Annotated in this window: 9 protein-coding genes; 5 read left to right on the plus strand and 4 right to left on the minus strand. The window is 54.9% G+C overall.

The window, feature by feature from the left end; translation table 11 throughout:
* Window positions 1–34 precede the first annotated feature (34 nt).
* The 4 genes from CRO08_RS02350 to CRO08_RS02365 form a co-directional block, all read right to left on the minus strand.
* Window positions 35–517, minus strand: a complete 483-nt coding sequence (locus tag CRO08_RS02350; protein ID WP_097034898.1) for an Rpn family recombination-promoting nuclease/putative transposase — start codon at window positions 515–517, stop codon at window positions 35–37.
* A gap of 269 nt (window positions 518–786) precedes the next feature.
* A complete protein-coding gene (locus CRO08_RS02355) occupies window positions 787–1,743 on the minus strand; it encodes an Rpn family recombination-promoting nuclease/putative transposase (RefSeq protein WP_097034899.1) in 957 nt (318 codons plus the stop codon).
* Between the two features lie 192 nt (window positions 1,744–1,935).
* The gene (locus tag CRO08_RS02360; RefSeq protein WP_097034900.1) at window positions 1,936–2,874 is read right to left on the minus strand and encodes a PD-(D/E)XK nuclease family transposase; all 939 of its coding nucleotides are present in this window, start codon (window positions 2,872–2,874) and stop codon (window positions 1,936–1,938) included.
* A gap of 216 nt (window positions 2,875–3,090) precedes the next feature.
* Window positions 3,091–6,498: an MFS transporter gene (locus CRO08_RS02365; RefSeq protein WP_097034901.1), complete on the minus strand. Its 3,408-nt coding sequence runs from the start codon at window positions 6,496–6,498 to the stop codon at window positions 3,091–3,093.
* A gap of 180 nt (window positions 6,499–6,678) precedes the next feature.
* On the opposite strand from CRO08_RS02365, the gene CRO08_RS02370 reads away from it, so the two are divergent.
* The 5 genes from CRO08_RS02370 (at window position 6,679) to CRO08_RS02390 (ending at window position 14,093) form a co-directional block, all read left to right on the plus strand.
* The gene (locus CRO08_RS02370) at window positions 6,679–8,280 is read left to right on the plus strand and encodes a bifunctional indole-3-glycerol phosphate synthase/phosphoribosylanthranilate isomerase (RefSeq protein ID WP_097034902.1); all 1,602 of its coding nucleotides are present in this window, start codon (window positions 6,679–6,681) and stop codon (window positions 8,278–8,280) included.
* 516 nt (window positions 8,281–8,796) lie between these two features.
* Window positions 8,797–10,065 carry a tryptophan synthase subunit beta gene (gene trpB, locus CRO08_RS02375; protein WP_176495033.1) on the plus strand — a complete coding sequence of 423 codons (1,269 nt, stop codon included), beginning with the start codon at window positions 8,797–8,799 and terminating at the stop codon, window positions 10,063–10,065.
* A 197-nt stretch (window positions 10,066–10,262) separates the two neighbouring features.
* Window positions 10,263–11,015, plus strand: coding sequence for a tryptophan synthase subunit alpha (gene trpA / locus CRO08_RS02380; RefSeq protein ID WP_097034904.1), 753 nt, complete (start codon window positions 10,263–10,265; stop codon window positions 11,013–11,015).
* A 32-nt stretch (window positions 11,016–11,047) separates the two neighbouring features.
* Complete coding sequence (locus CRO08_RS02385; RefSeq protein WP_097034905.1) at window positions 11,048–12,496, plus strand: anthranilate synthase component I family protein; 1,449 nt, start codon at window positions 11,048–11,050, stop codon at window positions 12,494–12,496.
* Between the two features lies 1 nt (window position 12,497).
* Window positions 12,498–14,093, plus strand: a complete 1,596-nt coding sequence (locus CRO08_RS02390; RefSeq protein ID WP_097034906.1) for a bifunctional anthranilate synthase component II/anthranilate phosphoribosyltransferase — start codon at window positions 12,498–12,500, stop codon at window positions 14,091–14,093.
* Window positions 14,094–14,201: the final 108 nt, after the last annotated feature.

A 14,201-nucleotide genomic window follows, 5' to 3' on the forward strand; every position in this document is an offset into this window, starting at 1 on the left:
GCATTTGCGAGTCGCAGCGAATTTGGAGCGAAGCTCAATTTTTGAAGCACTGGTCTCCCATTTCGATTTTCGGGTTGTCGACATCGAGATTCTTGAACCTGTATACTGCCCGTCCCTGTTTGAAAATGTCGTCGGGGCAGATAAAGATGATGTAGAGTTCTTTCAGGTTGTAGTATTTTTCGCCCTTGAGCAAGGCATCGCTGTCGCACATTGCCTGGTAGAAGCGAGTCCTTTTGGGGATGTTGTCGGTGTTTTCCATTTGCAGTTCAATATCAAAACTGCGAATGCTCTCGCCATTGGGGCCGGTTTCCTTCACGAAAACGTCGTAGCGGATGCCCTTGCTGACGGGGCTGACTTCGATGGTCTTCTCGGGTTCGGGGTCCTTGAGTTCGTGAATCTTGATGCCGAGAATCGCCTCCAGGAAGGGCTTTGCGATTTCCTTGTGGCTAAAGACCATTGCGAACATGAACCTGTCCGTGATGGGGAGTTGTTCAAAGGGAATGTTTTTTGTGCTCATTTTCCGTTTTATAGCGGGAACGCGCCCGTATCGCGGATAAGGAAGACCCTATCTATACTATAAAACGATTTCGCGGACAAAATGAGCCAAATAAATTTTGTTTACGTGCAATTTTTACACTGCGGAAACAAAAAGATCCCCGACCGAGTCGGGGATGACGAATGAAAAGATCCTCGCCTTGCTTCGGCAAAGCTCACTTCGACATAGCTCAGTGCAGGCAGCACAAGTCGCGAGGATGACGAAGGAGGGGGCTGGGATGACGATGGTGGTTACTTATTCGCGAGCTCTGCCAGCATCGCCTTCGCCTCAGCAATCTTTTCGGGAGAAACACCCAGTTTCTCGAAAACGCTGATGGTATTAGACACACCTTTCGCCTCGCCGGCATTGAAGAAATGTTCGCCGAAGGTTTCGTAACCCTTGTTCGCAATGGCTTCCGGACTATCCATCTTGATTACCTCGCTCTTGTAGGGCCACTTCCAAAAGAAATACGAAAGCGACTGTTTGATAAAATCCTTCCCCTCATCGGTATTCTGCATCTTGAGCAGGTACTTCGCCGCCTCGCGGAAGGACACGGAGAACTTCTCCATGTCCCAAATATACTTCATTGCGGTGAGCGCGACAAGGGTAATGGGCGAAAGAGCCTTCAATTCTGCATCGTCGATGGCGTGTCCCACATCCAAGAATTCCACCTTGAAAGGAAATCCGATGTCGTGGTAATATTTGGGATAGTTCGGAAACCGCGATTCGCTGAGCGGATCCCAGCCATCCTCTCCGTTATAGACGATGAATGCCACCACGGGCACGTCCTTTCCGCGCTCCAGGAACAGGTGGTGATAATACTCCGAAATCTGGAGAAATACATTGTCCCTGTTGGTGGACTTGTGCTCGGCGATGATTCCCACGTAGAGCCCGGTGACGCCGCCGTCCTTGAGATTCGCCTCGAAAACGAGGTCCGCGGAGCCTGCATGCTTGTCACTGGAAAGGTTTTCGCTCGATCCTCGCAAGCTTGCAAGGTCGATGGTGTCTAGGAATCCCTTGAGCGAGGGATTGTGACGCGAAAACAGCGTCAGGAGTTCCGCCATGCGGGAGGGTTTCGCAAAGGCGAACCTAAAGTATCTGTCGTGAACGAAATTGCTCCTGTCATCTTTCACGGAGTCCACAATCACGTTGAATTCGTGAGCGATATCGCGAATATCCGACTCTACAAAGTTTTCATTTTCTGTCATTTTATTCTGTTTTATAGCGGGAACGCCCCCGCGATGGCGAATAGGGAGTGCCCTATCTATACTATAAAACGATTTCGCGGCCAAAATGAGCCAAATAAATTTTGTTTACGTGCATTTTTTTACATTGCGGAAACAAAAAGATCCCCGACCAGGTCGGGGATGACGAAGGAATGGGCGAGGATGACAATAGAACTACGCCGTTGCCAGTTCTTTCGCGGCTTGCCGCTTCAGCTTGACCACTTCCTGCTTCGGGAGTTTGGTGATTGCCACGATATCATCAACGGAATAATTTCGGGCAAGCATCGCAAGGGCTATTTCGTTTGCCTTGTCTTCGCCGCCTTGCAGGTATGATCCCTGTTTTTCGTAAATAATGTTCGTCATCCCGTCAACCTCGTTCAGGAGTGTTTCGTCAGTGTACCCTACTAAAGATACATCTTTCATAAAGTCCTTGTCAAGCAGTTTCTTCAGCTTTTCTTCTGGGATTTCGTTTTCCTCGAGTACGTCGCGGAACAAACGCAGCATTTCAGCCCTGTCGGTCGTTTCGCGCTTGCTCGGCGGGGTGCGCTTGTCGATGGCGAAGAACTTCTCGATTTCGACCAGATAGATGTCCAACTTATTGTAGAAAATGCGTCGGTTGCGCACGATTTGCGCATGGTGCAGGTAAGTGTCCGGCTCCTTCGGGAACTGGTTCTCGGTCAAAAGCGAGAGCACGTAGATGTGCGGCAGCTTGTAGTCCTGCGACTTCTTGACAGTGCGCGAGACGACGCGGCCGGTGTAGTAGATGAGCCTGTCAACGAACAGCTTGTTGAATGTCTGCTGCACCTCGATAAGCACCGGCTCACCCGCCTGTGTCGTGCCGTAGATGTCGAAGATGGCGGTCTTGTCGTTGAGTACACCTGGGTTCTCCGGAACCCCGAGGGTGTATGTCTTGATGGCCTTGCGTCCGGTAAGCCCGAGCATGGCGTTCAGGATTTTCACGGTGCGCTGCGGCTTTGCCTCGTTCGCCATGAGCATCTTGAAAATGCCGTCGCTGAACGGGTAGACGTTCTTATACTTCTTACGATATTTCGCCAGATGCTCGGGGTGATCGTGTACGTCCTTGACCATGGCGAGGAATTCCTCTCTTGTCATTTTTATCCATTAACTGCGGGAACGCCCCCGCAAAGGCGGATAGAGAAGGCCCTATCTATACTATAAAACGATTTCGCAGGCAAAATGAGCCAAATAAATTTTGTTTACGTGCAATTTTTACACAGCGGAAACAAAAAGATCCCCGACCAGGTCGGGGATGACGAATGAAAAGATGCCCGGTCAAGCCGGGCATGACAGCGGGAGGGGCAAGGATGGCTAAACTGGTTGAGCCTGCTTGCCTTCGACAAGTTCAACGGCGAGTTTCTTCATACCCGGGAAATCCCACTTGCCGCTACCCAGCTTCGGGATGCTCTCGACGCTGAATACGCTACCGGGCTGCATCAGGGGCGGCATGCCGGACTTGCGCAACTTGCGGGCAATATCTTCCGGGTCTTCCGCTTCCTTCACGAGCAACACGATGCGTTCTCCCTTCGAGGAATCGGGAACAGCCGTGACGGCGAATTCCTTGCCGTCAAGAATCTTCGTTTCGCCGATGCGGAGTTCGACTGCGGTAAGCGAGATCATTTCTCCTCCGAGTTTCGCGAAGCGGCTGTATCGCCCAAGAATCTTCACGAATCCTTCTTCGGTAATGATGCACTTATCACCGGTCTTGTACCAGCGCCTTCCTTCGGTAATAAAGACAACGTTGTTTGTCTTTTCCTCGTCCTTCAGGTAGCCCTTCATCACCTGCGGGCCGGTGACGGCGAGCATGCCTTCGGCGCCTTGCGGCAGGAACTCGTCTGTCTCGGGGTCAATGATGGCGGCTACGGTACCGGGAGGCGGCATCCCGATGGTATCGGGGTCGCTGCACTTTTCCATGGTGAGGAAGTCATCGAGCAGCACGTTGGGCGCGTTTATCGTCGCGAGCGGGGTAAGTTCCGTGCAGCCGTAGCCTTCGTAGATATCCTTGCCGAACTTGAGCTTGAACGCCTCGCGCATTTCGGGGCGCAGCTTTTCGGCACCCGCGATAATATAGCGGAGCGTATCGAGACACATCGGGTGTACCCAGCGGTTTATCGCGATCGCGCGCAGGAACGTGGGGGTGCCCATGAGGATGGTCGTCTTGTACTGGGCGCACACGCGGGCGAGTGTCTTGATGTCGGTCGGGTCGGGGCAGAGCACCATGGGCACGCCGTCAAGGAGGGGCAGGATAAACGTGAGCGTGAACCCGAACGAATGGAAAAGCGGGAGCAGTGCCGTCATCACGTCGGTACGGCAGAGCTTGATGACGTTGTCGCCCTGGAGCGCGTTCGAGATTACGTTCTTGTGCGTGAGTTCTACGCCCTTGGGCGTGCCTTCGGAACCGGAACTGAAGAGGATGACCGCATCGTCAGAGAGCTTTGCGGAAGTGAACCAGAGCGGCCTCAGGATGCTTCTGGGGCATGCGCGTGTGATGAACGAGGATATGAGCTTGTCGAGTGTGGAAATCTTTTTTTCTTCGTCGTCCAGATAAATTATCTTGCACTTTTCTGCAATGTGGACAAATTCACCATTCTTGTTGCAGAGCTTGTCGAGGAAGGCGTGCGTCGTGATGACGGTAGAAACTTCTGCCTTTTCGATACAGCCGAGGATGGTGTCGACGGGGGAGGAATAGTTCAGGTTGACGCTCGTCTTGCCGGTACCGAGAATCGAGATAATCCCGAGTGCGGCGTCGCGGCTTGTCGGGAGCATGAACCCGATGTTCTTCTCGTTTCTCGCAATTGACCTGATTGCCTTGCCGAAGTGATGGCAAAGGCGAATCATGTCGTAGCCGTTCACGTGGTTGCCCGCGGGGTCTATGAGTATGGGGCGGCTGCGGCGCTTGCGCATCGCCTTGAACCAGAGCGGGATGATGGATTCGGAACGTTCCATCGCGAGGTTCCATATATCGCTGCCGAGGAACTGCAGGTCCTTACGGATTTCCTTTTCGGATGCGTTTGTGGGGAGCGGCCTGGAGAACCCGACGCTTATCACGCGGTTGAACGCCTGCGGGCGCATCACGCATTCGGATGCCTGGCTGTAGCGGCTGCCCCAGAGGCCCTGGATGTAGAACGGGATTATCTGCGCGCCTGTGTTTTCGATTGCCTTGCTGTAGTCGAGCGAGAACTTTGAAACAAACGGTGTCTTGGAAACTTCGCCTTCGGGGAAGATGACCACGGCTTCGCCGTCCATGAGCGCCTTGCGGATTTGTTCCATGGCGGGGGCGGGGTCGCGGCGGTTAATGTCTATCACGTATTTCCCGTGCATGAACCAGCGCTGGTACCAGTCGGCAAACGTGTTCCGGTTGCTTGCGAGGCGTAGCGGGCGCGGCGATGCCATCTGGAGCACGGCCCAGTCAATAAAGCTGAAGTGCGGGCCTACGAGGAGCACGGGGCCTGTTTCGGGAATGTTCTCGACTCCCTTCACGATAAAGCGGTAGCGGAACACGAAGGCGAACGCGAAGCGGAGCGATGCGCGCAGGAGCGTCATGGGGGTCTGCTTCAGGTTCATGATAAAGCACAGCGCGAGGATTACCGCGAGAATCATGAAGCAGTAATCGAGTGTAATTGGCGTGAATATCAGGAGCAGCGTCTGCCCGCCCATGATGAGCACGAGGAACGCCATCTGGATCATGTTCGCGACGGCGTGTATGCGGCCTGCGGTATCGGGGCGCGTGAAACTCTGGAGGACAGTGCGTAGTATCACAAAGCCTGCGCCGGTGCTGAACCCGATGATGCCGTAGAGAACTGCCTGCAGCCAGTCGTTGTGCACGAACGGGATGGCGAACATCGTGATAGCGGAAGCGGCCGCGGCAAACGGGATGAGCCCGGTTTCGACAAAGCCCTTGGAAGCCCAGCTGGCGGAAAGTGCACCGACAAAGTAACCCGCGGCAACGATGAACATCGATATGGGAATGACCGCCGTGTTGAGCATGTCGTTCATGCTCTGGATGAGTATGAGGAATATCTGCGTTACGCCCCAGAAGGCGGTGAGCCCGAGGATGGCGAGCCGCACGATGGGGTGGCTCCAGGTGGCAGAAAAATTGCGCATGGGGGAGCGCATCCTGAGTTCGTTGTGCGATACGCCCGCGCGGATGAAGAAGGCGGCAAGGGTCGAAAGTGCGCTGAGCCCGAGATAAATCCAGAGCGTAAGGTCAATGCTTACCGGGGAATCGGGGCGGCCCGAAAGCCCCATCGCGAAAAACGCCGCACCCGCGGTGCCGAGCACGGAGAGCGCCATGTACCACGAGTTTATCTTCACGAGGTCCTCGTTCTTGACGATTTCCTTCATTATCCCGAGTTTTGCCGGAGTGAGGACCGCGAGGAACACGCCGTATAGGCCCAGCAGGCCATAGGCCACCCATTCCGCACCCGCGACGTAGCACACGACAATCGCGATGACAGAGGCGAGCATGCCCACGGACGACCACGCCATCACGCGGCCCTTGTGGTAGTGGCCCGCGAAGTAGCTTGCCGCTGGCATCATGAAGATGCTCGGGGCAAAGATGGCGACCTGCAGAAGCATGCTGCGCCACCAGAAGGCGGAACCTTCGAACGAGAAGGAGAGCCAACGTTGGAAATGGACGAACAGGCCCATCTGAACGAAAATGCTGCAAAAGACAAACAGCAAAAACAACGGGGCACTCGGATACTTGCTCAGTTTCATAAATCCTCTAGAGTTACCCAAAGTTAGTATTATGGGTATGTTTATCCACGAGTCTGTAGTTTACATTAAACTTACTTTTTAGTGACGGGACGCCCGGCTCGTTTATTGTTGGCAAGTGTTTCCATATAAACGCAAAATTTTTTAAATTTTCTTACCCGAAACCCGGATTGAAGGTAACCGATGAGCGAAGATATTTTGTCAAAAATCGTACGGATGCGCCGCGAGGATATCGAGCGGCTGGGCCTGAATTTCGGAATAGAGATTCCGGAGAAGCGACGCCGCGGGCACATCGAGTTCCTCGGAACGCCGGGTGCCATTCTTGAAGTCAAGCGTGCATCGCCCTCGAAGGGTGACATCGCTCCGGACCTTGACCCGGTTGGGCTTGCCAGCACGTATGCGGATGCACACGCCCAGGCGGTGTCCGTGCTGACCGAAGGCAATTTTTTCAAGGGAACGCTCCGCGACCTGATTGCAGTTGCGGACTCGATGGAAGAACGTACGAAGAAGGGACTGCACGCCTGCGCCGTTTTGCGCAAGGACTTTCTTTTGTTCGAAGAGGAAATCGATATCGCGTACCGTTGCGGTGCCGATGCGGTGCTCCTGATTGCAAGAATCTTGGATGACGAACAACTTATTAAAATGGCGAAGCGTGCCCAGGGCTTCGGGATACAGGCGTTTGTCGAGGTCCGCGAGAATGATGACTTCCGGAAGTTGAATGTTGTTCTGGAGGCGCTCGGGGCAGATGCCGCGAAGACGATTGTCGCGGGCGTGAACTCGCGCGATCTCGCTACATTCCACACCGACCCGCTGGTTCCTGCAGCAGTGCGCGGTAAGTTGCCGGCGAAGGCGGTTTTTGAATCGGGCATACTGAGCGCAGGCGACGCCGCGTATGCACGCAACCTCGGGTTCACGGGAATCCTTGTGGGCGAGGCTGTCGCGAAGAACCCGCCGCTTGCGAAGGAAGTTGTGGCTGCGTTCGAAAGCGGGTGCGAAAATGCCCGCGGCAAGTTCTGGAAAAAGTTCGCGGAACGCAGGGATGCCAAAAGGTTTTCCGCAAAGTTCCCTGAGCTTGCCGAAGGGGGCGTGCGGCCTCATCCGCTTGTTAAAATCTGCGGCATCACACGCGAAGAAGACGGCATGCTTGCCGCTGAACTCGGTGCCGACATGCTCGGGTTTGTATTCAGCACCACCAAGCGTCTCACGACCGAAGAATTCGTGCGCGGTTTCGCTGCGAAAATTCGCTTGTGTCATCCTGAGCGTAGTGTTAACGGAGTCGAAGGATCTCCGCTCCTTGTCGGCGTCATTACCGATCCGGAATCCCCCGAAGGCAAGACCGCCATCAGGCTCGCTCAGGAAGGCGTCTTGGATGCGGTGCAGTTCCACGGAGTTAACCCGGCCCTTCGACTAATTCGACAGGCTCATCAACCGGCTCAGGGACCTTCCGAAGATTATGCCTGCTACTGCGCTGCCCGCGTGGGCGAACCTGCGGATTTCGATTACGTTGCCGACCTCCGCACCTGCGGCGAACCCCGCATCTTGCTGGACGCGAAAGTCGAAGGCATTCCCGGCGGTACGGGCAAGACCATTCCCGAATCATTACTGCGAGAAAAAGCGGGCGACCTGCCGCTCTGGCTTGCGGGCGGTATAAATCCCGAAAACGTGGGCGAAATCGTGGCCAAATTCCGCCCCGAACTTGTCGATGTCTCCAGCGGCGTCGAAGACGCTCCGGGCATCAAAAATGCGGAAAAAATGCGCAAACTGTTCCAAATTTTGCAAAAATAGGCGTTTTTGACTAAATTTTAATTTACAAAAATTTGCTTGTAACCTATTGACAGACAAAGAATTAGTATATATATTGAATTTCATAAGGATGAAACGGGCAATCCGCTCTGGCCGCTAGCGGCAGGGTTCTCGGGAAAAGGGATTTAGGACTTGCCTTTTCATCTAGTGTTTCAGAAGGCTCCTCCGGGGGCCTTCAATTTTTTTTTCAAAAATTTTGGGGCGACCCCTTGCCATCAAAAAGATACATTCCTAATTTTGGCAACATGAAGATGAATGCAGTAATCCGTTTCAACCGTTGGTGGTGGGGCTCTAGAACATAGAGTCCGGTTTTGCTGATTTCATCAAGTGCTTAAAATCAAGAATTGAAAAAGGCTTTCGGACTCCCGAAGGCCTTTAATTTTTTACCCCGAGAAACTTTAACCCTTAATCAATAAGACAAAACCTTAAAATAGATCCTTCGACTTCGGGCTTCGCCCTTCGCTCAGGATGACACTTTAACAAAAACAACTAATGACTATGATTACATCAAACAATGGTTTCTTTGACAAGTTCGGCGGCAAGTATGTTGCCGAAATCATCCGCCGCCCGCTCGACGACCTCGAAGCGGCCTTCAACAAGTACATCCACGATCCGGAATTCCTCGAGGAGTTGCACGTTATCCAGCGCGACTATATTGGCCGCGAGACTCCGCTGTACTTTGCCCCGACCGCGACCGAACTCCTAGGCGGTGCGCAGATTTACATCAAGCTCGAAGGCCTTGCCAACACGGGCGCCCACAAGATCAACAACGCCATCGGTCAGTGCTTGCTCGCAAAGAAGATGGGTAAGACCCGCATCATCGCGGAGACGGGTGCCGGCCAGCACGGGCTCGCCACTGCCGCCGCTTGCGCCAAACTCGGGCTCGAATGTGTGGTGTATATGGGCGAAGTCGATGTACGCCGCCAGCAGCCGAACGTGGCGACCATGGAAATGTATGGCGCGAAGGTTGTGCCGGTCACGAGCGGTAGCCGCACTTTGAAGGATGCCGTGAACGAGGCGATGCGCGACTGGGCCACGAACTTCCAGAACACGCACTACGTGCTCGGTTCCGCCCTCGGACCCGCACCGTTCCCGGATATCGTGCGTACGTTCCAGTCCATCATCGGCGAAGAAGTCAAGCGCCAGGCCGCAGAACGCAACATCGATATCGCTGCGGTCGTCGCCTGCGTGGGTGGCGGAAGCAATTCCATCGGCGTGTTTACCCCGTTTATCGAAGACAAGAACGTGCGCCTGATTGGTGCGGAAGCGGGTGGTATTGGCCCGAACGTGGGCGAGAATGCGAGCCGCATGACAGGTAACGCGAGCCGCGAAGGTATTGTGCAGGGTTACAAGAGCCGCTTCCTCATCGATGAAGACGGTCAGTCGCTGCCGACGCGCTCCATTTCTGCGGGTCTCGACTACATGGGAATCGGGCCGCAACTCGCCGCCCTCGGTGAATCGGGCCGTGTGGAATTCACGAGCATTCTCGACAAGGAAGCTCTGGAAGCCGTGAAGTTCTTCGCCCGTAACGAAGGCATTCTCTTTGCGCTCGAAAGCGCGCATGCGGGTGCCGCCGCCATGAAGATTGCAAAGGAACTCCCGAAGGACAAGGCGCTCGTCATCAACATGAGCGGCCGCGGCGACAAGGACATCTTTATCACGAGTCCGGTGTTCCGCCCCGAAAAGTGGAAGGAATTCCTGAAGGCCGAACTCAAGCGCCTCGAAAACAACGAAGACATCCACGACGCAGAGATAATGAACAAATAGACGAAAGAACGGACCTTCGGTCCTACAGACGAAAGACGAAAGAATTTTCATTTTCTCGTATTTAAGGATAAATCCAATTAATAAACAATTAAACTTTAACTATAAGGAGAAGACCAAGCAATGCTTCTAGATGAAGTAGATTGAAATTAAGATCTTTCGTCTATCGTCTACCAGCGAAGCGGTCTATCGTCTAATCTATGAACTTAATGTCTCATCTCATTGCCGGGTTCCCGGACGCAGAAACTTCTATCGCCATCGCCGACGCTCTCGTGAAGGGTGGCGCCAACATCCTTGAAATCCAGCTCGCGTTCAGTGACCCGAGTGCCGACGGTCCCGCTATCCAGACGGCCTCTACCGTCGCTCTCGAGAAGGGTTACTCCACCAGGCAGGGGCTTGAAGTCGTGAAGAAAATTCACGAACGCCACCCCGAAACGCCGATTTACATCATGACCTACGGCTCACTTGCCTTTACGCCGGGTATAGACAACTTTGTACGTATGTGCAAGGATGCGGGTGTTTCGGCCTGCATCATTCCCGACCTGCCGTTCGATTGCGACGAGGGCCTCACCGAAGCCTGCAAGAAGCACGGCCTTGAGAACATCCCGGTGGCCGCTCCCAGCATGACGAAGGAACGCCTCGAGACGATGGCCTCCAAGGGTTTCAAGTACATTTACGCCGCTCTCCGCGCGGGCACTACTGGCAGCGAAACCACGATTGACCAGGCAACGCTCGACTTTATCGACATGGTCGGTAAGGGTGGCGCCAAGGTGCTCGGCGGCTTCGGCATCCGTAACGGCGAACAGTCCAAGGTGCTCAGCAAACACGTGTATGCCGTGGTGGCGGGTTCCGTATTCGTGAATATCGTGCTCGGTAACGAAGATTCTGCCGAAGGCCGAAAAAAGGCGATTGCCGAAATCGAGGCGAAGGCCAAGGAACTCACCCAATTCTAGGGAATCAGGAATTTTAAAACAAGAGGATCATCATGACCAACAAGATCAAGCATATCACAGAACAACCGGGTTACGAACCGCGTACCGATAGCATCTACGTAGCGCTCCCGGGCGAACGTTACACCCCGTTTTCGCTCGGCAAAAAGCTCGGTGCGAAGGCCATCTTTGAATCCGCGAGTTTCTCGCACGGCCGTAGCCGCTACTCTACCTTGATGGTGGACGAGGGCTTCCGTCTGCGCCAGAACGAGAAGGACGTGAGTATCATCATCGACGGCAAGGATAGCACCTTCCTCAAGGAAGGCGAGGGCGATATTCTCGATGCCCTCACGCTGATTTCTGCCGAAAATACGGTGCCGCCCAACCAGATTCCGATTCCCTCCTCGGGCGTGGGCTACCTCGGTTACGAATTCTGCGCCCGCTGCGATACCATTCGCCTTGCCCCGCAGGTTGATGAACTCAACATTCCCGAAGCCGAATTCCTGGTCGGTCACATCTACATCGTGTTCGACCACTTTACCGAAAAGCTTCACCTGTTTGCTTTGAATTATGAAGAGCACCAGATTGACTTGAAGGCGGCCATCGAGAACGTGAAAACTCGCCTCGCGGATTTGGACTTCAGCTACCTCGCTCCCGAACCGCAGTACGGCAAGGGCATTACGATGACTGACCTGGAACAGTCCCGCAAGGAATACGTGGAAAAGGTTGCCGCCCTGCAGAAGCACATTGTCGCAGGCAACATCGTGCAGGCCGTGCCTTCGCGCCGCATCCAGTTTGCAAGCGACATCGCTGCGCTGGATATTTACCGCCGCCTCCGCACGGTGAATCCGTCTCCGTACATGTTCTTCCTCGATTACGGTACACACCAGTTTATCGGTGCCTCGCCCGAAAGCCTCGTGCGTGTGCGTGAAGGCATTGCAACGATTCACCCGATTGCAGGTACCCGCCGCCGCGGCAAGGACGATGCCGAAGATGAAGCCCTGATGAAGAACTTGAAGGGAGACCCGAAGGAACGCGCCGAGCACTTGATGCTTGTGGACTTGGCCCGTAACGATCTCGGCCGCGTCTGCGAAGCCGGCACGGTGGAAACCACCAAGTACATGGAATGCGAAAAGTTCAGCCACGTGATTCACCTGGTCTCTGACGTGCAGGGCAAGGTTTCCAAGACCAAGAAGGCGATTGAAGTGCTGCGTTCCAGCTTCCCTGCCGGCACGGTGAGCGGCGCTCCGAAAATCAGCGCTATCGAAATCCTTTCGGGCCTCGAAAAGGTCAAGCGCCGCTTCTACGCCGGTGCGGTGGGCTACATGGAATCCGACGGCGATTTGGATTTCTGCATCGCTATCCGTTGCTGCCTCAAGCAGGGCAAGACCATCAGCCTGCAGGCCGGTGGTGGCATTGTCGCGGCCAGCAACGCCGACCGCGAATTTGAAGAAACGAATGAAAAATTGGGTGCCATCCGCGCCGTGCTCGAAGGAGAAAACTAAGATGATCGTCATTATCGACAACTACGACTCTTTTACTTACAACGTCTACCAGGCGCTTGCCAAGATCACTAACGAAGAAATCCGCGTGCTCCGTAGCCGCGAATGCACCATCGCCGACATCGAAAAGCTCTCCCCGAGCCGCCTGATTGTGAGCCCGGGCCCGGGCCGCCCCGAAGACGCAGGCATCTCCGTGGAAGCCATCAAGCATTTTGCGGGCAGGCTCCCGATTTTGGGCGTTTGCCTCGGTCACCAGGCCATCGGTTACGCCTTCGGCGCAAAGATTGTGCAGGCCAAGTTCATCAAGCACGGCATCGCCGAAGAAATCGATCTCGACGGCAAGGGACTTTTCCGCACCATCGGCAAGAAGAACATCTTCACGCGTTACCACAGCCTGGTCGTTGACGAAGCGACGCTCTCTCCGGATTTCGAAGTGACCGCCCGCGCTACCGACGGCGACATCATGGGCATTCGCCACAAGACGCTCCCGATCGAAGGCGTGCAGTTCCACCCGGAATCCATCGCCAGCGGCCGCGCCGACGAATTCTTCAAGGCTTTCCTCAACTACCGTCGCGAACCGCTTGACGTGCGTGGAATCTTGAACACGCTTACCGAAGGCAAGGACTTGAGCCGCGAAACTGCCGAAATGTTCATGGAAGACTTGACCGACGGCATCATGGACGAACGCCAGATGGCCGCAATCCTGACAGCACTTTCCAGCAAGGGCCCTGTTGCCGACGAAATCGCCGGCTGCGCGAAGGTACTCAGCAGCAAGAAGCGCAAGTTCCCTTACAGCGGCGACGAACTCACCGACATCGTGGGTACCGGTGGCGACGGCAAGGGAAGCTTCAACGTGAGCTCGCTCTCCGGCCTGATTGCTGCAAGCTGTGGCGCAAAAATTGCAAAGCACGGCAACCGCGCGGTTTCTAGCAAGTCCGGTGCCGCCGACTTCTACACGGCCGCAGGCTTCAAGCTGGACATGGTTCCCGAAAAGGCAGCTTCCGTCATCGACAAGACGAATTTCGTGTTCCTAATGGCGCCTGTTTACCACAGTGCCATGCGCTTTGCCGGCCCGGTTCGCGGCGTTCTCGGCGTGAAGACCATCATGAACCTGCTCGGCCCCCTCACGAACCCGGCCGAAGCCAAGTACCTGATGCTCGGCGTCTATAGCACGACCGTGCTGGAACCCTTCACCAAGGCGGCAAAGGCCCTCGGCGCGAAGCGCGTGATGGTTGCCATCAGTGACGACGGCTACGACGAAATTTCGCCCTGCGTGCCGACGACCATCGCCGAAATCCTGGAAGATGGCGAGTACAAGACTTACCGCATCGACCCCAAGGACTTCGGCATCCCCTCCGTGGATCCCGAAGACCTCGCTGGCGGTACGGGTGTCGACAACTTCAACCTCGCTCTCGACGTGCTGAACGGCAAGGGCCGCCCGGGCATCAAGTATGCCTGCGCCCTGAACGCCGGTGCCGCCCTCTACATCAGCAAGAAGGCGGAGAGCATCAAGGAAGGCTTCGACAAGGCCATGAAGGCCATGGAAGACGGCTCGGTCCTGAAAAAGATTGAAGAAGTCAAGGTGGCGACGAACTCGTAAAGGAGATGCCCGTGATTCTATCGCCACTACGTGGCTCCAGAATGACAGCGGGCTTGGCAAAGAGGGATGGTTATAACCAAAACCTATAACTCGTGCCATATAAAAAGT

The sequence above is a fragment of the Fibrobacter sp. UWT3 genome (assembly GCF_900230125.1).
GTDB lineage: Bacteria > Fibrobacterota > Fibrobacteria > Fibrobacterales > Fibrobacteraceae > Fibrobacter.